General features: G+C 71.8%; 24 protein-coding genes. 11 read left to right on the top strand and 13 right to left on the bottom strand.

Annotated elements, in window-relative coordinates; genetic code table 11:
* Nucleotides 1-25 precede the first annotated feature (25 nt).
* The 7 genes from N8J89_RS10990 to N8J89_RS10960 form a co-directional block, all read right to left on the bottom strand.
* A complete protein-coding gene (locus tag N8J89_RS10990) occupies nucleotides 26-595 on the bottom strand; it encodes a hypothetical protein (RefSeq protein WP_283664224.1) in 570 nt (189 codons plus the stop codon).
* On the bottom strand, nucleotides 592-1077 hold the full coding sequence (locus N8J89_RS10985; protein WP_283664223.1) for a hypothetical protein: 486 nt from the start codon (nucleotides 1075-1077) through the stop codon (nucleotides 592-594). The genes N8J89_RS10990 and N8J89_RS10985 overlap by 4 nt, the downstream gene beginning before the upstream one ends.
* A gap of 62 nt (nucleotides 1078-1139) precedes the next feature.
* Nucleotides 1140-1349, bottom strand: a complete 210-nt coding sequence (locus tag N8J89_RS10980) for a DUF8847 domain-containing protein (protein ID WP_283664222.1) — start codon at nucleotides 1347-1349, stop codon at nucleotides 1140-1142.
* Between the two features lie 75 nt (nucleotides 1350-1424).
* Entirely contained in the window at nucleotides 1425-3155 is a 1731-nt protein-coding gene (locus N8J89_RS10975; protein WP_283664221.1) for an ABC transporter ATP-binding protein, read from the bottom strand.
* Nucleotides 3152-4933, bottom strand: a complete 1782-nt coding sequence (locus N8J89_RS10970) for an ABC transporter ATP-binding protein (RefSeq protein WP_283664220.1) — start codon at nucleotides 4931-4933, stop codon at nucleotides 3152-3154. The genes N8J89_RS10975 and N8J89_RS10970 overlap by 4 nt, the downstream gene beginning before the upstream one ends.
* A 192-nt stretch (nucleotides 4934-5125) precedes the next feature.
* Nucleotides 5126-5878: a thioesterase II family protein gene (locus N8J89_RS10965; RefSeq protein ID WP_283664219.1), complete on the bottom strand. Its 753-nt coding sequence runs from the start codon at nucleotides 5876-5878 to the stop codon at nucleotides 5126-5128.
* A gap of 82 nt (nucleotides 5879-5960) precedes the next feature.
* The gene (locus tag N8J89_RS10960) at nucleotides 5961-6641 is read right to left on the bottom strand and encodes a TetR/AcrR family transcriptional regulator (RefSeq protein WP_283666140.1); all 681 of its coding nucleotides are present in this window, start codon (nucleotides 6639-6641) and stop codon (nucleotides 5961-5963) included.
* 79 nt (nucleotides 6642-6720) lie between these two features.
* Here N8J89_RS10960 and N8J89_RS10955 point away from each other — a divergent pair, with 79 nt between their 5' ends.
* On the top strand, nucleotides 6721-7935 hold the full coding sequence (locus N8J89_RS10955) for an MFS transporter (RefSeq protein WP_283664218.1): 1215 nt from the start codon (nucleotides 6721-6723) through the stop codon (nucleotides 7933-7935).
* Nucleotides 7936-8128: 193 nt separating this feature from the next.
* Here N8J89_RS10955 and N8J89_RS10950 read toward each other — a convergent pair whose 3' ends face one another.
* Complete coding sequence (locus N8J89_RS10950) at nucleotides 8129-9082, bottom strand: nucleoside hydrolase (RefSeq protein WP_252479034.1); 954 nt, start codon at nucleotides 9080-9082, stop codon at nucleotides 8129-8131.
* Between the two features lie 14 nt (nucleotides 9083-9096).
* Entirely contained in the window at nucleotides 9097-10461 is a 1365-nt protein-coding gene (locus tag N8J89_RS10945) for an NAD(P)/FAD-dependent oxidoreductase (RefSeq protein WP_283664217.1), read from the bottom strand.
* 325 nt (nucleotides 10462-10786) lie between these two features.
* Here N8J89_RS10945 and N8J89_RS10940 point away from each other — a divergent pair, with 325 nt between their 5' ends.
* Nucleotides 10787-12334 (top strand): LCP family protein, encoded by a 1548-nt coding sequence (locus N8J89_RS10940; protein WP_283664216.1) that lies wholly within the window; start codon nucleotides 10787-10789, stop codon nucleotides 12332-12334.
* A 155-nt stretch (nucleotides 12335-12489) separates the two neighbouring features.
* Entirely contained in the window at nucleotides 12490-13698 is a 1209-nt protein-coding gene (locus N8J89_RS10935) for a metal-dependent hydrolase family protein (RefSeq protein WP_283664215.1), read from the top strand.
* Here the strand turns inward: N8J89_RS10935 and N8J89_RS10930 are convergent.
* From N8J89_RS10930 to N8J89_RS10915, 4 genes are all read right to left on the bottom strand, one after another.
* Nucleotides 13695-14045, bottom strand: coding sequence for a hypothetical protein (locus N8J89_RS10930; RefSeq protein WP_283664214.1), 351 nt, complete (start codon nucleotides 14043-14045; stop codon nucleotides 13695-13697). The genes N8J89_RS10935 and N8J89_RS10930 overlap by 4 nt on opposite strands.
* A 39-nt stretch (nucleotides 14046-14084) precedes the next feature.
* Nucleotides 14085-15035 (bottom strand): hypothetical protein, encoded by a 951-nt coding sequence (locus N8J89_RS10925; protein ID WP_283664213.1) that lies wholly within the window; start codon nucleotides 15033-15035, stop codon nucleotides 14085-14087.
* Nucleotides 15036-15208: 173 nt separating this feature from the next.
* On the bottom strand, nucleotides 15209-16240 hold the full coding sequence (ligD, locus tag N8J89_RS10920) for a non-homologous end-joining DNA ligase (protein WP_283664212.1): 1032 nt from the start codon (nucleotides 16238-16240) through the stop codon (nucleotides 15209-15211).
* Nucleotides 16227-16871: an NUDIX hydrolase gene (locus N8J89_RS10915; RefSeq protein WP_283664211.1), complete on the bottom strand. Its 645-nt coding sequence runs from the start codon at nucleotides 16869-16871 to the stop codon at nucleotides 16227-16229. The genes ligD and N8J89_RS10915 overlap by 14 nt, the downstream gene beginning before the upstream one ends.
* Before the next feature lie 25 nt (nucleotides 16872-16896).
* Between N8J89_RS10915 and N8J89_RS10910 the strand changes: the two genes are divergently transcribed.
* The 8 genes from N8J89_RS10910 (at nucleotide 16897) to N8J89_RS10875 (ending at nucleotide 22402) form a co-directional block, all read left to right on the top strand.
* Entirely contained in the window at nucleotides 16897-17205 is a 309-nt protein-coding gene (locus N8J89_RS10910; protein WP_252479045.1) for a hypothetical protein, read from the top strand.
* Between the two features lie 17 nt (nucleotides 17206-17222).
* Nucleotides 17223-17648 (top strand): peptide-methionine (R)-S-oxide reductase MsrB, encoded by a 426-nt coding sequence (msrB, locus tag N8J89_RS10905; protein WP_283664210.1) that lies wholly within the window; start codon nucleotides 17223-17225, stop codon nucleotides 17646-17648.
* Nucleotides 17649-17804: 156 nt separating this feature from the next.
* Nucleotides 17805-18746 carry a TIGR04222 domain-containing membrane protein gene (locus N8J89_RS10900; RefSeq protein WP_283664209.1) on the top strand — a complete coding sequence of 314 codons (942 nt, stop codon included), beginning with the start codon at nucleotides 17805-17807 and terminating at the stop codon, nucleotides 18744-18746.
* 42 nt (nucleotides 18747-18788) lie between these two features.
* A complete protein-coding gene (locus N8J89_RS10895; RefSeq protein WP_283664208.1) occupies nucleotides 18789-19691 on the top strand; it encodes a TIGR04222 domain-containing membrane protein in 903 nt (300 codons plus the stop codon).
* A 36-nt stretch (nucleotides 19692-19727) separates the two neighbouring features.
* Nucleotides 19728-20609 carry a TIGR04222 domain-containing membrane protein gene (locus tag N8J89_RS10890; protein WP_283664207.1) on the top strand — a complete coding sequence of 294 codons (882 nt, stop codon included), beginning with the start codon at nucleotides 19728-19730 and terminating at the stop codon, nucleotides 20607-20609.
* On the top strand, nucleotides 20606-21421 hold the full coding sequence (locus N8J89_RS10885; RefSeq protein ID WP_283664206.1) for an MbnB/TglH/ChrH family RiPP precursor modification enzyme: 816 nt from the start codon (nucleotides 20606-20608) through the stop codon (nucleotides 21419-21421). The genes N8J89_RS10890 and N8J89_RS10885 overlap by 4 nt, the downstream gene beginning before the upstream one ends.
* Nucleotides 21418-21759, top strand: a complete 342-nt coding sequence (locus tag N8J89_RS10880; RefSeq protein WP_283664205.1) for an SCO6045 C-terminal-like domain-containing protein — start codon at nucleotides 21418-21420, stop codon at nucleotides 21757-21759. Before N8J89_RS10885 ends, N8J89_RS10880 begins: the two co-directional genes overlap by 4 nt.
* Nucleotides 21760-21889: 130 nt before the next feature.
* Nucleotides 21890-22402, top strand: coding sequence for a TetR/AcrR family transcriptional regulator (locus tag N8J89_RS10875; protein WP_283664204.1), 513 nt, complete (start codon nucleotides 21890-21892; stop codon nucleotides 22400-22402).
* Nucleotides 22403-22989: the final 587 nt, after the last annotated feature.

Genomic DNA, 22989 nt, shown 5'->3' with positions numbered 1-22989 from the left:
CCCTCCCACCCGGGATGACACCGGTTCAGCCGGAAAGGTTGGCCGCCCCCAAGGTCCCCTTCGGCAACCGCACCCTGGACCCGTCCGGCCAGCGCAGCAGGCTCCGCTCAACCCGCGGCAGCTCGCCGTCCCACAACGGCTCGCACCACTTCGGCCGCACGTGCAGCAGCGCCATCCGCTCCCCCGACCAGGCCAGCCACACATCCGCACGCTGGTTGGCCGCGTCCGCGAACCGCACCCCGAGCTGCCTCGGCCCGCCCACCACGGTCGCGGTGCGCCGCCGCAGCCGCCGGCTGCCCAGCCGCAGCACCACCCACACCGCCCGAGCCCCCAGCAGCAGCACCCACAGCACCGCCGACACCACCAGCGCGACCAGCATCCCCGCGCACCCGTCAGCCTGCTCCAGCGGCGCGCTCACCCACTCATCGGCGCTGCTGGAACTCGACCCGCCGGTGTTGCGCCGCGAACCGTCCACCCGCCGCCCGCGCACGTGGTACCGGAACCGCACGTCCCCCAGCGGAACCACCCGCGCCGACTGCCCCCACTCCCGCAGGGTCCATTCCGCCGCCTCACGCGCGAGCCGGTCCCCGGTCACCGGAACTCCTGCCGGACCCTGGCCTTCTCCGCCCGGTTCGGCGGCAGCACCACCCGCCCGCCATCGGCCCAGACCACCGCGAACTGCCTGGCCCCGAACTGCGCGGGCCCCGACCACAACACCCGCCCGTCCGCCTGCGCGAGCAGCACCTGCCCAGCACCCCAGGCCACCCACACCCGCCGGGCCCGCCGGGCCAGATCCGCGAACTCGATCGCGGGCGACCCCGGCGGCGCGGTCACCGTCCCCCGCCGCAGGTCGATGTCCCCGTCCCCGTCCAGCACGAGCTGCACCAGCACGCCGGCGAACCGCACCAGGTTCCAGAAGAACCGCCGCACCAACCGCCGCCCAGCCACGGTTCCGTCCGACCGCCGCCCCTTGACCCGGTACTCCGGCCGCACCTTGGCGATGTAGACCACACCCACCGGCGCCCGCCACTGCGCCGCCGCCTGCGCGCGCACCCGTTCCCGAACAGCCTCAACCATGCGAACCCCCAGATCCGCCGGTCATGCTAGCCGCGCTGGTAGTCCTTTGTGGTCACGGCTCCCTAGCAGTCCTCGGTCTCGGACTCCTGGCGCAGGTGGTACTCCCAGCCGTGTTCCTCGCTGTGCCGCAGGTCGTAGTGGTGCACGATCTTGGGTCCCTGGTGCAGGTGGACGTGCGTCACCGTGGCCAGTGCCGCTGGACTGGCGGAGGTGAAGGTCTGCCACCGGCCGTCCAGGGGACCGCCGACGAAGCGCGCCAGGAACGTGTGCACCGGGTCCTTTCCACCGTTGCGGCGACAAGTGTCTGCCCAACAGTATGCCGGTGGGTGCGAACGTTGGCGGCCACGTTAACGCGTTGGGAGCAGCCGCCAGCCGTGCGCGCGGTTGCGCTCGGCCCAGAACTCGGCGTACCGGCCGCCGCGGGTCAGCAGCTCCTCGTGGGTGCCCGACTCGGCGACCCGGCCCGCCTCCAGCACCACGATCCGGTCCGCGGCCACCACGGTCTGCAACCGGTGCGCGATGACCAGCAGGGTGCGGTCCGCGGTGAGCGCGGTCAGCGCGTCCTGCACCGCGGACTCGTTCTCCGGGTCCAGCGCGGCGGTGGCCTCGTCCAGCAGCACGATCGGCGCGTCCTTGAGGATGGCGCGGGCGATGGAGATCCGCTGGCGTTCCCCGCCGGAGAGGGTCACCCCGCCCTCGCCGATGCGCGCGGACCAGCCGCCGGGCAGCCGCTCGACGATCTCCTCCACCCTGGCCAGCCGGGCCGCGGCGCGCACCTGCTCCTCGCTCGCGCCCGGCCTGCCCACCCGGATGTTCTCCTCGATGCTGCCCTCGAACAGGTAGACGTCCTGGAACACCAGTGACACCAACGACATCAGCTGCTCGCCGGCGATCTCGCGGACATCCACCCCGCCCACCCGGACCGACCCGGAGTCCACGTCGAAGAAGCGGGCGATCAGCCGGGTGACCGTGGTCTTGCCGGCACCGGACGGGCCGACCAGCGCGGTCATGCTGCGCGGCGGCACCCGCAGCGACACGTTGGTCAGCACCGGCCTGCTGTCGTAGCCGAAGGACACGTCGACCAGCTCGATGGAGGCGTCACCTGGCTTGCGCGGGGCGGCGGGCTCGGGCAGCAGCGGGGCGGCCAGCAGCTCGGTCATCCGGTGCAGGGCGTTGCGCCCCAGGCGGATCGCGCCGCCCAGGTCGGCGGCCATGGCCAGCGGCTCGACGAACCGGGCGGCCAGCACCAGCAGCGCCAGCAGCTCCGGCACCCCCAGGCTGCCGCCCAGGGCGAGGCTGACGCCGAGCACCAGCAGCACGGTGAACGCCGCCTGCACCACCAGGCCGAAGCCGACCAGGCCCCACACCCCGGTGGTGATCATGCGGCGGCCCGCGTTCCGTTGCGCCACCAGGGCTTCGTCCAGCAGCCGGTAGCCCTGCACGGTGCGGCCGAAGGCGCGCAGCACCGGCTGGGTCTGGGCGAACTCGACCACCCGGCCACCGGCCTCGGCGATCACCAGGTCCCGGCCCCGGTCGGTGCGCTGGATCAGCGCGCCGCTCCACTGGTAGACGAGGTAGAGCACCGGTGCGGACAAGGTGGCGGCCAGCGCCAGCCGCCAGTCGAAGAGGTACATCAGCGCGACCACGGTGGCCGGGGTGAGCACGGCGTCGATCAGCGGGCGCAGCAGGTGGGCAGGCACCTGCATCACGTTGATCACGCCGCCGCTGGTCAGCTGGCCGAGCTTGCCGAGGCGGTCACCGGTGAAGAAACCCAGTGGCAGGCTGGTGATGTGGTCGCCGAGCCGGTGGTGCAGGCCGCGGGAGAGCGTGGACCCGGCCCGGTACCCGGCCACCTGGGCGGCGTAGGCGGCCAGCGACTGGGCCAGCGCGACCGCGGCGAAGACCCCCAGCCAGGGCCAGGCCTCGGCGGGGTCCGGCCCGAGCAGGGCGCGCAGCACCGGCACCAGCAGCGCGAACGCGAGGCCCTGCAACACCGCGGCCAGCGCCATCACGCCGATCATCCGGCGCAGCGGGGCGGCGTGCGCCGGGCCGAGGACGGACAGCAGCGAGCGGATCATCGGGTCTCCAACGGCGAGGTGTGCGGCTGCCAGGCGCCCGCGCGTTCGTGGGCGGCCCACATCCGCGCGTACAAACCTTGGCGGGCAAGGAGTTCGGTGTGCGTGCCCAGCTCGGCGACCCGGCCGGCGGCCAGCACCGCGATCTGGTCGGCCCCGGCCACCGTGGACAGCCGGTGCGCGATCACCAGCAGCGTCCGCCCGGCCACCAGGGTGGACAGCGCCTGCTGGATGGCCGACTCGGACTCCGGGTCGGCGAAGGCGGTGGCCTCGTCCAGCACCAGGATCGGCGCGTCGGCCAGCAGCGCGCGGGCGATGGACACCCGTTGCGCCTCACCGCCGGAGAACCGGGCGTCCTCGCCGATCACCGAGTCGTAGCCGCGCGGCAGCTCCAGGATCCGCTGGTGGATCTGGGCCGCCCGCGCCGCATCCTCCACAGTGGACTGATCGGCTTCCGGCAGGGCCAGCCGGATGTTGTCGGCCACCGTCGCGCGCAGCAGCTGGACGTCCTGCAGGACAAAGGAAACCCGCCGGTAGAGCTGTTCGGCGGAGAGGTCCCTGATGTCCACCCCGCCGATGCTCACCGAGCCGTCGGTGACGTCGAAGAACCGGGGCAGCAGCTTGGCCAGGGTGGACTTGCCGCCGCCGGATGGCCCGACCAGCGCGGTCACCGTGCCCGGCGCCAGCTCCAGGTCGATCCCGCGCAGCACCGGCGTGTCCGCGGTGTACCCGAAGTGGACGTTGCGCAGGCTGACCCGGCCGTCGGCCGGATCCGCCGCCTCGGCCTCGGGCGCGGGCAGCGGCTCGGTGTCCAGCACCGCGGCCACCTGCGCCGCGGCCAGCCGGGCCGAGCGCAGCTGCTGCGAGGTCTGCGCCAGGGTGGTGATCGGCGCGGCGATGCCCAGGCCCAGCAACGCGAAGGGCAGCACGTCGGCGGGCGCGAGCCAGCCGTTGGTCACGAACACGGTGCCGCCGGTGAGCACCACCAGCAGGACCACCACCGGGGACAGCAGGGTCTGGCCGATCGCGCTGACCTTGGTCACGCCGCGGACCCAGTCCAGGAAGAAGGTGGCGAAGTCGTCGGCGGCGCTGGTGAACCGCTGGTGCGCCTTGCGGGACTGGCCGAAGGTCTTGACCACCGCGATGCCGTTGACGAACTCCACCGCGCTGCCGTTGATCCGGCCCAGCGCCTGGTCGTAGGCGGCCATGTTCTCCCCGTACCCGGCCATCGAGCGGGCGTAGAAGTACAGGCCCGCGGCCACCGGCAGCAGGGTCACCAGGGTCATCCGCCAGTCCACCCACACCAGGTAGGCCAGCGCGGCCACCGGGGTGACGATCCCGGCGGTGAGGTCCAGCAGCGAGTGCGCGATGAGGCGGTGCATCGCGGTGACGTCGTCCTGCAGCGCCTTCTTCACCGTGCCCGAGTTGCGCGCGCCGAACCAGCCCAGCGGCACCTGCCCGAGCCGGGTGGCCATCCGCCGCCGCAGGTCCAGCTGCAGGTCCGCATCCGCCAGGTGGGTCAGCCCGCCGGCCAGGAAGAACAGCACGAACCGGGCGGCCAGCGCGCCGACGGCGACCCACACGATCGTCCACGCGCCCGCCGCCGGGCCACCGCCGAGCAGGAGTCTGCCCAGTTCGGCCACGGCCACGAACGGGACCACCGCGGCCAGCGCGGCGGCGACCTGCGCCACCACCGCGATCCGGATCCGGGTGCGGACGGGGGCGAGCAACCGGGCCAGCGCGGCCCGGTCGGGACGCTGCGCCGGTGAACCGTCGGACATCGCGACTGCCTCAATTTAGACAACGTACAAATGAGTGTTAGGTGCACCTAACCACTCGAACGTGTGCCGAGGCAACCACCCGAGTGTTGGCCGTTGTCGTACGCCGTGTTGGCCGCTGTGGCGCACGAACGGCCAACACGGCGTACCGGAACGGCCAACACGGCGTACGAGATCGGCCAACACGCCGGGGAGTCAGGGCGTGGACGGCCAGGAGGGGGCGAGGGCCAGGCGGCGGGTGAGGGCGCTGACCACCTGGGCGCGGCCGTCGTTGAGGTAGAAGTGGTCGCCGGGGAAGACCTGGAGGTCGAACTCGCCGCTGGTGCTCCTGCCCCAGTCGCGGGCCTGCTCGATGGTCAGTTCCGGGTCGGCATCGCCGACGAAGGCGGTGATCGGGCAGGTCAGCGGCGGGGCCTGGGTCGGCTGGTAGGTCTCGATCAGCCGGTAGTCCGCGCGCACGATCGGCAGCAGCAGCTCGCGCAGCTCGGGGTGCTCCAGCACCGCGGCGCCGGTGCCGCCCAGCGCGGTCAGCTCCGCGGCCAGGCCGTCGTCATCGCGCAGGTGCACCGCGCCGGGGGTCACGTGCTCGGGAGCCTCCTTGCCGGAGAGCACCAGCCGCTGCGGCGCGGGCAGGCCGAGCCGCTGCAACACCAGCGCGACCTCGTAGGCCACCGCCGCGCCCATGCTGTGCCCGAAGAACACGAACGGCCGGTCCAGCTCGCCGCGCAGCCCGGTGACCAGGCCGTTCACCAGCTCGGCCATGGTGGTCAGCGCGGGCTCGCCGAAGCGCTCCTCACGGCCCGGGTACTGCACCGCGAGCATCTCCACCCCGGCGGGCAGCAGCGGCGGCCACAGCCGGTACGCGCTCGCGGTGCCGCCCGCGTGCGGGAAGCAGAACAGCCGGAGCCGTGCCTGCGGGCGGGCCTCGTAGCAGCGAACCCAGGTCACGGGTCAGCCTCCTCGGAGTCGGCGGGGAACCTCGGCCACGACGGTAGCCGCCGCGCCACCGCAGGCTCCTGTCGGCCGGGTCTCACTCCGGGTGCAGCTCGGCCAGCCTGGTCTGCGCCCCGTCCACCGCGCGCTGCACCGCGTAGGCGTAGAACTGCTCGGTCCCGCCGGGGGTGAGCAGGTACTCGGCCATCGCGGCCAGCCCGGTGCGCTCGTCGTCCCGGTAGGCGCCCAGCGCCTCGGCGATGGTGGTCTTGGTGCTCGCGTTCTCCGCGTCCCGCTCGTCGTAGGACATGATCAGCAACATGCCCGCGTTGAGCAGCGTGCTGTAGACCATCGGGGCCTCCGCGCCGAAGCCCGCGCGCTGCAAGACCCGCACCCCCCGGTCCAGGATGCGCAGCGCGGAGGGCACGATCGGGCCGCGCAGCACCAGCCAGCGGGCCACCCCGGGATGGGCGCGCAGCACCGGCCGGGCGCCCACGAGCAGCTCGGTGAACCACTCCCGCCAGTCCAGCTCCTCCTCCGGGCAGGGCATCCGGGAGACCACCCGGTCGGCCACCGCCTGGTGCACCGCGGCCCGGTCGCCCACGTGGTGGTAGATCACGGTCGGCCAGCAGTCCAGCTCGGTGGCGAGCTTGCGGATGGTCCACCCCGCAAGGCCGTGCTCGGCGGTGAGCCGTTCGGCGGCGTCCACGATCAGCTCGGGCGTCAGCGGCGTCTCGCCGCGGAAGACCCGGGGACCTCGCTCGGTTGCGGAACTCATCACCCGCTCACGGTAGCCATTGCGCATCGGGTTTCGGGAGGCTTACCTTTTGGACAACGTACAAAAGACTGGGGAGCCCATGACTGCGCAGACGGCGGCCAAGGTGTCGCTCGTCCCGATCTACCTGGCCGTGTTCGGCGTGTTCACCGGCCAGCAGATCCTCGCGCCGGTGCTGCCGCCGCTGGCCCGCGACCTCGGCCTGTCCGAGGTCCAACTGGGCCTGGTGTTCAGCGTCGCCGCCACCATGGTCGTGCTGGCCAGCGGTTTCTGGGGCAGGCAGAGCGAGTCACGCGGCCGCAAACCGGTGTTGCTGGCCTGCATGGCCGCCGCGACCGCCGGCCTGCTGATCTTCGCGGTGATCGCCCAGCTCGGCCTGGCCAAGGCACTGCCGGTGACCGCGGTGTTCGTGCTGGTGCTCGTCTTCCGCAGCCTGTTCTTCGGCTTCGCCTGGGCCGGCGTGCCGGTGGCCGCGCAGTCCTACGTCGCCGACGTCACCGAGGGCGAACGGGAACGTGTCCAGGGCATCGCGAAAACCGGTGCCGCCCAAGGACTTTCCCTGGTGCTCGGCCCGGCGCTGGGCGGCCTGCTGGCCTTCGGCGGCCTGCTGGTGCCGATGTACGCCGCACCGGTGATCATCGCCGTGTTCGCGGTGCTGGTCTGGCTGCGACTGCCCCGCGAACAACGGCACGCCGACCGCCCCGAACCGCCGAAGCTCAGCCCGTTCGACAACCGCCTGTGGCCATTCCTGCTGACCGGTTTTGGCCTCTACCTGTCCCTGGGCGTCATGCAGATCACCGTCGGTTTCCTGTTGCAGGACCAGCTCCAGCTCAGTTCCCAGGACACCGCGACCCTGGCCGGCGCTGCGATGCTGTGCGCAGGCCTGCCCTTCCTGCTCACCCAGGCCGCCGCCGTGCCCCGCCTCGGCTGGTCCCCGGCCAGGCTGATGCGCAGCGGAATCCCATTGGCGGCACTGGGTTTCCTCGGCGTCGCGGTCAGCTCCGGCCTCACCCTGATCCTGCTCGGCCTGGCCGTGGTCGGCCTCGGCCTGGGCCTGGCCATGCCCGGCTGCACCGCCGCCCCCACCCTGCTGGTCAGCCGCGCCGAACAGAGCGGCGTGGCCGGCCTGGTCGGCGCGACCAACGCCCTGACCTTCGTCGTCGGCCCCCTGATCGGAGCCACGCTCTACCGCCTCGGCCCATCCCTGCCCTACCTGTCCGCGGCCACGGTGCTGGCCCTGCTGTTCGTCTTCGTCCTACTCCACCCAGCCACGCGGGCAGTAAAGCGAACGAGTTGACCTGCCGCGTTGGGAGGCGTGGCGCGCCAGCGACACGCCGGGCCCTTTGACCCAGCGACGGGTGTGATTTTTTCGCGTCGTGCGTTCGTGACCCCGGCACTCCGAAGCTTGCTTCGCGTGTGCCGGGGTCACGAACGCACGACTCAAGAGCGAAAAAATCCCGCGCGCGGAGCGCGCCAATGTAACAGTGCGGCTAGTCGATCAAGGCCTCAGTGAGCTGCTTGAAGAAGGCCTGGGCATCGACCGTCCGCGCGACCTTGATCGCCGGACGGTCGGTGATCCCGCCCAGCTCAGCCGCGATCTCCTTGCCGTACCCCCGCAGATCGGCCACCGTCTGCCCCCGGGTCTTCTCCCCGCGCAGCTCCACGCTCACCGGCAGCTCGCGATAGGTGGCCAGGTCGGGGTGCAGCAGGATGGCCGCGGCCAGCGGGTCGTAGAGCGTGCAGCAGCGTTCGCCGAGCATCCGGCTGTAGAAGTCGACGTAGAAGCCGAGCACGTCGTGCGCGAACTTGCCGCGCGGGCCGGTGCAGGCGGCCAGCGCGTCCAGCCACTCGGCGTCCGCGCGGGCGGAGTGGGTGACGTCCAGTGCGACCAGGGTCAGCTCAAAACCGGCGGCCAGCACCAGGTCGGCGGCTTCCGGGTCGTGCCAGATGTTGGCCTCGGCGAAGGGGGTGGCGTTGCCGGGGGCGTCCACCGCGCCGCCCATCACCATCACCGAGCGCAGCAGCCTGGGCAGCTCGGGCTCCAGCAGCAGGGCCAGCGCCACGTTGGTCAGCGGGCCCAGCGCGAGGAGGTCCAGCTCGCCCGGGTGCTGCCGGGCGAGCTGGACGATCTGTTCGGCCGCGGACTCGCGCACCGGGGGCTTCGACGGTTCCGGGCCCTCCCAGCTGCCGAGTCCCAGCGGGCCGTGCACCACCTCGGAGGTGGCCAGCGGCTGGGCGAGCGGGCGGGCGGCGCCGACGGCCACCGGCACCTCGTCCAGCCCGAGCACGTCCAGGATCCGCCTGCTGTTGTCCGCGGCGACCTGCGCGGGCACGTTCCCGTGGACGCTACCCACAGCGACGATCTCGACGTCTGCCTGCGCGGCCAAGTACAGGATCGCGAGCGCGTCGTCGATCCCCGGATCGGTGTCCAGCACAATTCGCACGGTTGAACAGTCAATCAGACTTTCCGGTCCTCGCCGGAGAACGGTTTCGGGACTGTGATCTGCGGATTCGACTCCACCTCGGCCACGATGGCCGCCCAGTCCCGGCGCGGATGCTCCACCTGGCCGAGTGACACCACCTCGCGGCCGCAGAAGAAGGTCAGCACCCAGTCGCCCAGCACCCGCACCTTGCGGTTGAAGGTGGGCACCCGGCTCAGGTGGTACAGCCGGTGCAGCAGCCAGGCCAGGAACCCGCGCAGCCGGATGCCGTAGACCTCGGCCACGCCCTTGTGCAGACCGAGGCTGGCCACCGAGCCGACGTGCTTGTGCCGGTACTCCCGGACCGGCCTGCCCCGGAGCGCGGCGCGCAGGTTGTCCGCGAGCACCTTGGCCTGCCGCACCGCGTGCTGGGCACTGGGCGCGCACACGGTCAGCCCGCTGGCCGACAGGTCCGGCACCGCCGCGCAGTCACCGGCCGACCACACCCCGTCCACGCCGATCACCTCGAGGGCTGGCGTGCACAGCAACCGGCCCCTGCTGTCCACCGGCAGCCCGGAGCGCGCGGCCAGCGGGTTGGCCTTCACCCCCGCGGTCCAGACCACCGTGTCCGCGGCGAACTGCTCGCCGTCGGTGAGCACCACCTGCCCACCGTCCATTGCGGACACCCGGGTGCCCAGCCGCACCTCGGTGCCGCGTTCGCGCAGCCGCCGCACGGTGTACTCGGCCATGCTGGGCGAGACTTCCGGCAACACCCGATCGGCTGCTTCCACCAGCACCCACCGCATGTCCTTTTCGGACAGCCGGGGGTGGTGCCGCAGGGCCGCGCGGGCCATGTCCTCCAGCTCGCCGAAGACCTCGATCCCGGCATATCCGGCACCCACCACGACGAAGGTGAGCGCCCGCCGCCGCAGCACCTCGTCCTCGGTGGTGGAGGCCACGTCCAGCCGGGACAGCACGTGGTTGCGCAGGTGGATGGCCTCACCGACCGAGCCGAAGCCGATCCCGCACTCGGCCAGGCCGGGCACCGGCAGCGTCCTGGCGACCGCGCCGGGGGCCACCACCAGGTGGTCGTAGGCCAGCTCGGCCGGCACGCCCTCCACCGGCAGCACGGTGACGATCTTGCGTTCGGCGTCCACGGCGGTCACCCGCCCGGTGAGCACGGTGCACTTGCGCAGGACCTTGCGCAGCGGTACTACCACGTGGCGCGGCTCGATCGAGCCCGCGGCGGCCTCCGGGAGGAACGGTTGGTAGGTCATGTTCGGCTGCGGGTCGACGACCGTGATCGTCGCCTCGCCCGCGCGCAGCTTTCGCTGGAGCCGCAGCGCGGTGTACATGCCGACATAACCGCCCCCGACCACGACTATCCGTTGCGGTCCGCTCATCGCTGTCCCCATTCGTGACTCTGCGCGTTGACAGCACCCAGCCTGCGGCGAAGCGGTCAGCGGCAACTCCCCCACAAGAACCAGCGCACTCCCCCGGGAGAGGGGATCGAGGCGATTCCGGTCACGTGCGGCAACCAAATCGACTATCGGTACGTTTAACGGCCGAGGGCCGGTGCCACCTGCGCCGGCCCAGCGGAACCACTGGTCAACGGTGCAACCCGGCTCGGGACTGCGGCGTATGAACAGCGCAGGACAGAACCGAGGAGCGGGACACATGGGCCGACGGTCGCGAGAGAGTGAGCAATCGCGCACGCTGGGTAAGGCTTTGCTGCTCACCCTGAGCTCGGTGGTCGTGCCCGGTTCCGGACACCTGGCCCTGCGCAAGCGCGCGGGCTGGTTCCTGCTGGCCGGGTTCCTGCTGCTGATCGGCGCCGGGGTCTACCTCGGGCTGACCATCACCCAGGAGCAGCTGTTCCAGTACGCGGTGTCACCGAGGGTGCTGCTCGGCGCGATCATCGCCTGCATCCTGCTCGCGCTGGTCTGGATCGCCGTGGTGCTGCGCACCTTCGCGCTGGCCCGCCCGCGCGGCATGCGGCTGGGCGGCCGGATCACCGCCACCCTGGTGGTGGCCACCCTGTGCGCGGTGATCGCCGCGCCGCTGGGCTTCGCCGCCTACAACGTCCACGCGCAGCGCTCGCTGGTGCAGAACCTGTTCCCCTCCGGCGGCACCACCGCCAGCAGCGGCCAGGGCGGCACCGCGCAGACCGGCGACGCCGAGGCGATCAAGAAGCCGCGGATCAACATCCTGCTGGTGGGCAGCGACGCCGGCCCCGACCGCACCGGCACCCGCACCGACACCATGATGGTGGCCAGCCTGGACACCAGCAGCGGCCAGACCGTGCTCTTCGGCCTGCCGCGCAACCTGCAGCGCGCCCAGTTCCCGGCCGGTTCGCCGATGGCCAAGCAGTTCCCCAACGGCTTCCACGACGGCAGGGACCCCAACTCGGGCGAGTACCTGCTCAACGCGCTGTACAAGTACGGCAACGAGCACCCGCAGCTGGCGCCCAGCGGCCCGAGCACGGTGCCGGGGCTGAACCTGCTGCACTCCTCGGTGGCGGCCATGCTGGGCGTGGACCTGGACTACTTCATCCAGGTCAACATGGCCGGCTTCGCCTCCATCATCGACGCCCTCGGCGGCGTGGACGTCAACGTGGGCCCCAAGCCGATCCCGATCAACGGCCTCGGCCCGCACGGCGAGCAGATCCGCCCCAAGGGCTGGATCCCGGCCGGTCAGCAGCACCTCAACGGCGAGCAGGCGCTCTGGTACGGCCGCGCGCGCAGCGACGGCAGCGACTACATGCGGATGAGCCGCCAGCGCTGCCTGATCAAGTACGTGATCGAGCAGAAGAGCCCGATGGACCTGCTGACCAACTTCCAGGGCATCGCCGCGGCCACCCAGGACAACGTGGCCACCAACATCCCGCAGGACGTGCTGCCCGCGCTGCTGTCGCTGGCCAACAAGGCCCGCACCAAGCCGATCCAGAGCATCTCCTTCGACCCCAACCTGTCCACCCGCAACGGCGGCAAGTTCTCCACCGCGGTGCCGGACTTCAACTACATGCGCGAGGTCGTGCGCAACGCCCAGGCGCTGACCACCACCAGCACCACGGCCAAGCCCACCACGACCACCAGCGCCGCCCCGCCGACCACCACCACCGGCAAGCCCGGCGGCAAGACCACGCCCAACCGCACCACCGGCACCCAGCCGCCCAGCAGCGCGGGCAACGGCACCGGCACCTCGCCGAACATCGCACCGCCGGACTCGCTGGACCAGATCTGCTCCACGGACCCGGGACAGACGGACAAGAACTAGCCAGCTGTGACATTGGCGCGGGATTTTCTCGCTCGCGAAAAAATCAAACCCGTCGCGGAGTCAAAAGGCCCGGCGTGTCGCTGGGTCTCTTGTCGCGGTGGGGTTTTCGGGTTGTGGCGAGACAGGAGCTTGCTGGCTGCCTACGCTGACCCGCTATGGGCGGCGAGGCGGGGCTGGTACTGACCGGGGCGACCCTCATCGACGGCACCGGAGCCGATCCGGTCCTGTCAGCCACCGTGCACACCCTCGGCGACCGGATCACCTCGGTGGACTCGCCGCCGTCGCCGTCCGCTCGGGTGCTGGACCTGTCCGGGTGCACGCTGCTGCCGGGGCTGATCGACGCGCACTCGCACCTCGGCCTGATCGACCTGGGCGAGCGGGACCCGCTGTCCCCGGCCAGGACCGCGGCGGAGATGTTCCGCAACGCCGAGCTGTGCCTGCTCTCCGGGCACACCACCGCGCGCGACCTCGGTGGCGCGGACGGTGCGCTCACCGAGGTGATCGAGGCGGGACTGGTGCCGGGGCCTCGGTTACTGCCCTCCGGGCCGATGCTGGCGCAGTCCGGCGGGCACGGCGACCACACACCGAGCTTCCTGGACCGCCAGCAGCACTACGCGGGCCTGCCCGGCCTGTCTCACGCCACGCAGACCTGCGACGGGCCGGAGGAGGTGCGGCGGGCCGCCCGGCACGCCTTCCGGCGCGGCGCCACCCAGCTGAAGGTGGCCGCCTCCGGTGGTGTGCTGTCGCGTACGGCCGGCATCGCCGACACCCAGTTCACCGTGGCCGAGCTGCGGGCCGCGGTCGAGGAGGCGGCCAGCCGGGGCAGCTACGTGACCGCGCACGCCCATGCGCTGCAAGCGATCCACAATGGACTCGACGCCGGGGTGGCCTGTTTCGAGCACGGCAGCTTCCTGGACGAGGAGACCGCGGCGCGGATGGCCCTGCACGGCGCGGCCCTGGTTCCCACACTGTCCATTATGGACGTACTTGACCGGCCCGAGCTGGCGGGCCGGATCGAGCAGGTGCGCGCGGCCACGTACAACGCGGTGCTGGTGGCCACCGAGGCCGGGGTGCTGGTCGGCTCCGGCAGCGACCACCTCGGCCCCGGCCAGCACCGGCGCGGGCTGGAGATCACGGTCAAGGCCAAGGTGCTCGGTGCGATGGCCGCGATCGTCTCGGCCACCCTGACCAACGCCCGGATCCTGCGGCTGGACCACGAGATCGGCTCGGTCGAGGTCGGCAAGTGCGCCGACCTGGTCGCGGTCGCCGGCGACCCGCTGGCCGAACCGGGGCTGTTCGCCGACCCGGACCGGGTGGTGCTGGTGGTGCGCGGCGGCCGGATCGTCAAGGACACCAGGACTTAGGAGAGCTCCTCACGCAGCACACCCAGCACCCCGGCGTCGAGCCCTGCGCCCGCCTGCCCGACCAGCCACCGCTCCAGCTCCCGGCCCCGGTCCACCAGCCACAGCTCACGCCCGCCGCGCTCGCGCACCAGCACCGCTCCACCGGTGATGACGACCTCCGCGATCGGCGCACCGGCCGAACCTGGCTCGACCCGCAAACCCCGGTACCCCAACGGTTCCGGTCGCGTGTCCGGCGCGGGCGCCGGGTCGAGTCCGGCGAGCCTGCGCAACAGCTCGGTCCCGGTGGCCGGGTCCAGCCGGAAGCGCGGGTTCGGCCGCCCGCTGTAGAGATCGACCTCGACGTCCATACCGCCGCCCCCCGCCGGTGCTGACAAAGGCCAACGGTATCAACGAATGCGCTGGCGCTGGCTGTTGCAGCCGTAGAAGTAGCCGCAGAACTGGGTGTACGGGCCGCGGTTGGCGGTCTCCGGGTTGCCGATCACCACACCGCTGTTGTCGGTGTTGCGGGCCGCGGTGCGGCCCGGCTTGTGGCCCCAATACGGCTCGGACTGCAAGCGGTACCAGTGGTAGTCGATGAAACCGGGCCCCGGCGCGACCACCAGTGCCACCAGCGGGCGCGGCTTCTCGGTGTCCGGGAAGCAGTCGTAGCGGCGGTGCATGCCGTCGGCCAGCGCGCCCCTGGTCACCTCGGCACAGGTGACCGCGGAGTACACGGCGCCCGCGCCGCGGCCCGGCTGGGCGAAGGTGTTGGTCCGCCAGTTGGAGGCGTAGTTGTAGCAGTTGTTGTCGCGCAGCGTGGTGGCGTCGTTGTTCCAGAACCCGGGGTTGAACGCGGTCCGCTCGATGTAACAGGTCACCGCGGCCGCCGACTCGGCGTCCTCCGGGGCCTGCTCCGCGGCCGAGGCGCTGCCGCCGCGGGTGTCCCGCACCGACTGCGAGGCCGTCCCCGCCGAGCTGACCGACTCCAGCTGAGCGCCCAGGAAGGAGGCCAGCGACTCATCCAGCGGCAGCGCGTCCTCAGCTCCGTAGCCCGCGCTCTCACTGTGCCCGATCAGGCCGATCAGCCGCTCCCCCAGCTCCGCCGCACCCGGCCCACCGGCCAGCGCGCCCACCGGCAGGTACACGCTCGCGACCCCCAGGTCCGCCGCGTGGTCATCGCCCAGCACCTCCACCTGGAAGCCCCGGAACCCCAGCCCGCCCTGTGCGGGCGCCGAGTCGGTGAGCAGGTTCCGGCTCGCGGTCAGCGAGCGGACCGCGGCCCGCGCCTCGGCCCCGTCCCGCACCTCCCACACCGGGTTCGACCGGCCGGAGAATATGTCAGCGGTAATGCGCAACATCGGTACATCCCTTCCCAGCAACGTCTCGTGGTGACCACCGACGACGCTGCCAGGAATTCCCGCACGGCAAGGCGATTCGTCCCCAAGGGGCGCCGCGCACCGCCCCTTGGTCTGCCCCATCCGGCTGGAAAACCCTTATCGCTCTAGGGAATCCGGCCAGTTGGCCCAGCGGGCTAGCTCTCCGCCTTGCGCGCCTTGGACGGCTGCACCCTGGGCGGTTCCCCTGGCATCTTCGGATAATCGGGCGGGTACGGCATCTCGCCGAGCCCGTGGTCCCGCTCATCCCTGGCGTACCACTCCAACGCGGTCTCGATCCCGAAGGCCCGCTCGTCCATACTCGCGTGCGCGTCCCCCCGCTCGGCCAGCAGCCCCGGCACGGTCAGCACGTCGAAGTCATCAGGGTCCACAGTGGACAGATCGGCCCAGTCCAGCGGGAAGGACACGGTCGCCCTCGGCGTGCCGCGCACCGACCACGTGGAGGCCACCGTGCGGTCCCTGGCGGCCTGGTTGTAGTCCAGGAACACCCGTTCGCCGCGCTGTTCCTTCCACCAGGCGACCGTGGCCTGCTCCGGGAGGCGGCGTTCCACCTCGCGGCCCAGCGCGATCACCGCGTGCCGGACGTCGATGAAGTCCCACTCCGGGCGGATGCGCACCAGCACGTGGATGCCGCGGCCGCCGGAGGTCTTCGGGTAGCCGGTCAGCCCGGCCTCGGCCAGCACCTCGCGCAGCACCCCGGCCACCCGCACCGCGTCCTGGAAGTCGGTGCCGGGCTGCGGGTCCAGGTCGATGCGCAGCTCGTCGGGGTGGTCCACGTCCGGCCGCCGGACCGGCCAGGGGTGGAAGTCCAGGGTGCCCAGGTTGGCCGCCCAGACCAGCACCGCCGGTTCGGTCGGGCAGACCTGTTCGGCGGTGCGGCCGGACGGGAAGGTGATCCGCACCGGCTGCACCCACTCCGGCGCGCCCTTGGGCACGCGTTTGGCGTAGAAGGGCTCGCCGGCGACCCCGTCCGGGAAGCGCTTGAGCGTGGTCGGGCGCTCCCCCAGCACGCGCATCAGGGGCTCGGCGACGGCCAGGTAGTACTCCACCACCTGGCGCTTGGTGATGCCCCGCTCCGGGAAGTACAGCTTGTCCGGACTGGACACCCGCACGGCACGCGGCCCCTCGGGCCCGTCCACGGTCAGTTCGAGTGCTTCACCCCTGCTCACGGGCGTGGACGCTACCGCCCACCGGCCCGTTCCGCAGCAAACCGAAGGTCATCGCGTGCAGCAGGCCCAGGTGCGAGGGCGCGCAGCTGACCAGGTCGCCGCCGAGCACCTCGCGCAGGTGCTCGTGCCCGACCCACACCGCGTGGCCCTCGTCGTGGTTCTCCGGCCCGCCCAGCCACTGCCCCACCCGCGCGTGCACGAAGTGGAAGAGCTGGTCGCTGCGGCCGTTGGAGACGCACCGGGACAGGTACAGCCGGGGCTCCTCAGCGGCCCAGCCGGTCTCCTCCGCGGTCTCCCGGACCGCAGCGGTCACCGGGTCCTCACCAGGATCGATGGCACCCGCCGGTAGCTCCAGGCCGGTGGTGTCGGTGATGAACCGGTGCCGGTGCAGCATCAGCACCCCGCGCTCGGGGTGTTCCAGCACCACGGCCACCGCGTCGGCCATCCGGACCACGTGGTGCTCGTACGGCGGCGCGGTCGGCGGGCGCACCGCCACCAGGTCCACGTTCACCCACTCGCTCCGGTACAGACCGCGCTGACCTGCGGGTTCCCAGCGGGGCGCGCCCGGCAGCCCGGCCAGGCCGAGGGCGGGGTCGTATTGCGGCGCGGTATCGGTGTCTGCCCTGTTCACAGCTCCGCACGCTACCGTTGCGGGTATGCGACGCACGGAACCGGATGACGAGCCGCAGGGCCCGCCAGGGCGGTTCGGTGAGGACCTGGTCGGGCTGGACCCGCACGATCCCGAGGCGCAGGCCTTCGCCAAGCACCTCGACCGGATCGAGCACGCCCCCAAGCCCTACACCGTGGAGGGCTACCTGGCCGGGGTGAGCGAGTTCGCCGACTCGGCCAACCGGGTCGGCGGCGGCTGGCGGCTGGCCGCGGTGGTGGTCACCGGCCTGATCCTGATCGGCCTGGTGCTCACCTTCTCCGGCGCGCTCAACACCATTCTGCTGTTCCTGTTCTGAAGTATTAGCGTGGTGGCATGGAACAGGGTCCGAAGGTCGTCAAGACCGAGCAGGAGTGGCGGGAGCAGCTGACTCCCGAGGAGTACCGGGTGCTGCGCCAGGCGGGCACCGAGCGGGCGTGGACCGGCGAGTACACCGACACCAAGACCGAGGGCATCTACGAGTGCCGGGCCTGTGGCGCCGAGCTGTTCCGCAGCGACACCAAGTTCGAGTCGCACTGCGGCTGGCCGTCCTTCTACACCCCGCTGGCCGGGGACGCGGTGGTGCTGCGCGAGGACCGCAGCATGGGCGCGGTGCGCACCGAGGTGCTCTGCGCGACCTGCCACAGCCACCTCGGGCACGTCTTCGAGGGCGAGGGCTTCCCGACGCCGACCGATCAGCGCTTCTGCATCAACAGCGTCAGCCTGCGCCTGGTGGCGGACCCGACCGAGCAAGAAGGCTGAGTAGCTTCATAACGGCCGGATTTCGTTGTGGTTGAGCCGAAAACCGGCCAAGCTCAAGCTTTCCCTAAGTTCTGCCCAATCCTCCATCAAATACCCTTGTACCGGTGTGACCCAGACCGCACCATGAGGCTTCCTTGCTGGTGAGAGGGGGTCACGATGGAAAATCCATGGGGACTGACCGGCCCGGAGTTCTTGCAGTTGTACGCCATCGGCCTGGTGGTGGCGCTGGTGCTGGCGGGGTGGATCCGGATCGCCGGACGGCGGCCGGATCCCACCGCGGCCAGCAGGCCGGGTGAGCTGACCGACGTCGAGCTCGCCTTCCTGGTCGGGGGCGCGCCACGGGCGGTGGAGACCGCGGTCGCGGCGCTGCTGGAACGGGATGTGCTGCGGGCCTCGCGTGGGGGCTACGTGAGCGGCACCGGCCCACTCCGGACCACGGATCCGCTGGCCCGCGCGGTGTGCGACTACACAGGGGACACCGGCCGGCGCACGCTGCAACTGCTGGTGAACCGGGTCGCGGACAGCCAGGCCGCGGCCGATGTGGGGGCCAGGCTGGCCGACCGGGGGCTGCTGGTGCCGCCGGAGCGGTTGCCCGGCATGGGTTTGCGCTCCGCGCTGCCGCTGATCGGGCTCGGCGTGATCGGCCTGTGGCGGGCGATCGACGGTGGCAGCCAGGGCTACCCGGTCGGGTACCTGATGCTGTTCCTGCTGCTGACCGGGTTGCTGGCGGGTTTCGCCGCCTGGCTGCCGGTGGCCTGGCGCACCCAGGCCGGTGACGCCGCGGTCGAGCAGGCCATGAGGTCCACTTCGGACAGTGCGGCCAGTCTCGTTGCGCGGCAAGGCGTTTCGGCCTACCCGGACGCCCGGGTGCGCGCCGCGCTGCTGAGCCATTCGGCCCAGCCGCAGACCCAGCGCGACCTGAAGGCGGCCCGCGGCGGCCGTTGGGGGTCCCGTTACGACAGCAGCGGCTCCTACGCCGGGTACGCCGGCGGGTTCGCCGCCGGGGGCACCATCGGCGACGGTGGTGGCGGGGGCGGCGGGGGCGGCGCGAGCTGTGGTGGCGGAGGGGGTGGTTGCGGCGGCGGTGGCGGCGGCTGACGCGCTACCGTCGCCCCAACCAAGAGCGACACGAGGTGGGCGATGACCGAGACGTGGGGCCTGACCGGGCCGCAGTTCCTGCTCCTGTACTGCCTGGGGCTGGTTGTCTCGATCGTGGTGGCGGTCTGGGCGCGCCGGTCGGTCCGGCGCGCCGAGATGGCCCCCGGTGCGGGGCGGCTCAGCGCGGACGACGTGGCCTACCTCGCCGGCGGCGGGGCCCAGGTGGTCTTCACCGCGGTGGCCAGGATGCTGGAGGCGGGCAGCCTGCGCGCCGCCAGGGGCAGCTGGCTCAGCGTCACCGGCCTGACCGCGCGGCACCCACTGGACCAGGCGATCCTGGCCGAGCTGAACTCCAGGGCGAACCCGGCGGCCACGCTGGGCAGCCTGCGGGCGAAGTTCGAGGATCACCCGCTGGTGGGACAGGTGCGCAACCGGCTGGAGACGCTGGGCCTGGTGGTCTCGCGCAGGCAGCAGTGGCAGGCCAGGCTGCGCGGGGCGGCGGCCTTCGCGGTGCTGCTGCTGATCGGCGTGGTCCGGGTGGCCGACGGCACCGGCAACGGCAGGCCGGTCGGCTACCTGGTCTGGCTGCTGGCGCTGACCGCGGTGCTGGCCCTGATCGCGTTGCTGGCCAAGGTCAACCGGCTCACCCAGGCGGGTGTGCGCACGCTCACCCAGTTCCAGACCACCGTTCGCCACGAACCGAGGGCGGACAACAACGACCAGCTGGCCCTGCTCGGCGGCGCGGCGATGCTGGTCGCGATCGGCGGCCTCGCGGCCTTCCCGGACGACGAGGTCAGCAAGGTGCTGGCGCTGCCGGGCTCGGGCGGCGGCTCGGCAGGCGGTTCTTCCTGCTCGGGCAGCAGTTCCTCCTCCTCGTCCTGTTCCTCCTCCAGCAGCGGTGGCAGCAGCTGCGGCGGGGGCGGGGGCGGCGGCTGCGGGGGTTGATCCCGTTACACCACAACGGCACCTGGGGGTGGCGACATGCACGACACGTGGGGCCTGACGGGCCCGGAGTTCCTCGGCCTGTACGCACTGGCGCTGATCGTCACCGTCGCGGTGGCCATCCGCCGCCGCCTGTCCGCGCGCAAGCTCACCGGCGCGCACCCGCGCACCCCTGAGCTGACCGTGGACGAGGCGGCCTACCTCTCCGGCGGCACCCGCCGCCTGGTGGAGGCGGCCGTGGCCCGGCTGGTCGCCACCGACGCGCTGCGGGTCAGCCGGGGCACGCGCCCGGCGGCCACCGGCAAGCAGGCGGAGTCCATGGTCGACAGCCGGGTGCTGACGGCCGTGCGGGACCGCAAACCGGCCGACGGCGTGGAAGCCGCGACCAAACAGCTGAACCGCTCCCCCGAGCTGGGTGAGCTGCGCCAGCGCCTGATCCAGGCGAACCTGCTGGTGCACCCGGAGCGCGCCCGCACGGCCCGGTTCTCCGCCGCCGCCTGCTTCGCACCGGTCGCGCTGGTCGGCGCGCTCCGCCTCGCCGACGGCGTCAGCAACGGCAAACCCGTCGGCTTCCTGGTCTTCCTGCTGACCCTGACCGCCATCCTGACCCTGGCCGCCGCCCTGGTCCCCGGCCCCAAGGCCACCACCCTCGGCCGCCGCGCGCTGGAACGCGCCCGAACCGAGGCCGCGCGCAGGCGCTCGGACAACACCCTGCTCAACACGGCCGCCTCAGTGGTGAGCGCCGAAGTGCTGTTCCTGGTGGCGTTCCACGGAATGAGCTCGCACCCCGACTCCGCCATCGCCGCGGGCCTGGCCCCCGACACCGGCGGCGCGGGCGGCGGCAGCAGCTGCGGCTCCGGCGGCGGAGGCGGCGGCTGCGGTGGCAGCAGCGGCGGAGGCGGCGGTGGGTGCGGCGGATGACCCGGATCCCGCACCTGGGCGTCGGCATCGGCTGGCGCCCGGAGATCGACCTGACCGTGGAACGCCTGCCCGAGGTCGACTTCGTGGAGGTGGTGGCCGAGAACCTGTCCGGCCCCACCCTCCCGGAGTCCCTGGAGATCCTGCGCGCCAGAGGAGTCCCGGTCCTCCCGCACGCGGTGACCCTGTCCCTGGGCGGCGCGGACCCCGTTGTGCCCCAACGAGTCCACCACCTCGCCACCATCGCCGAACGCCTGGGCGCCCCGCTGGTGAGCGACCACGTGGCCTTCGTCAGGGCAGGCGGCATCGAAGCGGGCCACCTGATGCCCGTCCCGCGCACCCGAGACGCGCTGGATGTGCTGTGCGCCAACGTCAAAGACGCCCAACGCGACCTCCCGGTCCCGCTGGCGCTGGAGAACGTGGCCGCCCTGATCGACTGGCCCGGCAACGAGCTCACCGAGGCCCAGTTCCTCACCGAACTGGCCGAACGCACTGACTGTCTTCTGCTGGTGGACGTGGCCAACCTGCACGCCAACAACCTCAACCTGGGCACCGACCCGGAAGAGTTCCTCACCACCCTGCCCCTGGAACGCCTGGCCTACGTGCACGTCGCCGGTGGCACCACCGAACACGGCCTCTACCACGACACCCACGCCCACGCCGTCCCCCAGCAGGTCCTGGACCTGCTCGCCGACCTGTGCGCCCGAGTCACCCCACCCGGCGTCCTCCTGGAACGCGACGACGCCTACCCCCCAGACGCCGAACTCGCCACCGAACTAGCTGCCATTCGCGCAGTGGTCGAGGCCCCCCGATGACCGACCCCCGCACCCGCCTGGCCGCAGCCCAGTCCACCCTCCTGCACGCCCTGCTGGCCAACGGCCCGCTCCCCACCGGCTTCAACCCCACCCGCCTCCAAGCCCAGTCCCAGGCCCTGCGCGCCAAACGCCGCCGCGTCACCGCCGCCCTGCGCCCCGATCTCCCCGAGCGACTGGGCGAACGGTTCCGCGAACTGTTCGACGCGTACGCCACCACGCACCCCCGCCGGGAAGGCGTCGGCGCCCGCACAGACGCCAACACCTTCGCCGACTGGCTGGTCACCCAAGGCCACCTCCCCAAACCCCGCCGCCGCTGGTGGCCCCGCCCCCGCCGCTGACCCCGAACACCACAACCCGCACACCTGTCGCCCCCGCCCCCCGCTTGACCCCAAAAAGTGTGAGTGGTTTATTACTCACATGGGCGGAACGGGCCGAGTGCTGTCAACAGCGGACGAACGACGAGAAACCGTGCTGCGCACAGCGGTAGGAGCATTCGCCGCCAAGGGCTACTACGGCACCACGACCACCGAGGTCGCCAAACTCGCCGGCATCTCCCAGGCCTACATCTACCGCCTGTTCCCGAACAAGGAAGCACTGTTCGTGGCAGTCGTCGAGCGGTGCTTCAACCAGATCAGGGAAGCACTGACCCGGGGCGCCACCGCAACCCAGGCCAGCGCCCCAGAGGTAGTACTGAGCGCCCTGGGCGCCGCCTACGCCCGCCTGGTCACCGACCGCGACCTGTTGCTGGTGCAACTGCACGCCCAGGCCGCAGCAGCTTCGGACGAGACCGTGCGCGCAGCGGTGCAAGCGGGGTACGCGCAGCTGGTGGAGTACGTGCGCAGCGTGTCCAACGGAACGGATCACCAGGTCCAGCATTTCTTCTCCCGGGGCGCGCTCTGTCACCTGGTGGTGGCGATGGGCGCTGAGGGCGTGGACGCGCCGTGGGCGAACACGCTGTCCGAAGGCATCCGCCACTACTGACCAACCAGCTCCAGCCCCGCCACCCAAGCACCCCATTTGGCCAGCCGATACTCCTTGACCGATCGACCCTCCCGATCGCCGAACACCGCAGACCGCCCGCTCACCGCCCCACCGCCCCACCGAACGATCCGCACCCGACCACTCCAAACCAGTGAGTGGTCGACCACTAAATGCCCTACCCCAGTGAGCGATCAACCACTCAGCACGCCCAGGCAGTGAGTGATCGACCACTCACTGACCCACGCCGCCAACACCGGCACGGGTACTGGCACTGACATGGCACCCGCACTGCACGACACAACACGGCCCGGCCCGGCCCAGTCCAGCCCGTACACGTCGCACGGCACGGCACGTCGCACGGCACGGCACGGCACGCGGCGCGGCGCATGGCATGGCATGGCATGGCATGGCATGGCATGGCATGGCATTCGCACGGCACAGCACAGCACGGCACCAGCACCAGCAGGGGCAGGGGCAGGGACGGGGACGGGGACGGGGGACACCCGAGCCTCACAGACCGACGCAATGAGTGATCGACCACTCAACGATCGCCGCCATCGACCGAACCTGCTCAGCAGCTGAACCGC

Source organism: Crossiella sp. CA-258035, from assembly GCF_030064675.1.
Classification (GTDB): Bacteria; Actinomycetota; Actinomycetes; order Mycobacteriales; family Pseudonocardiaceae; genus Crossiella.
The sequence above is the reverse complement of the archived record's forward strand: the minus strand, read 5'-3'. Positions and strand labels throughout refer to the sequence as shown.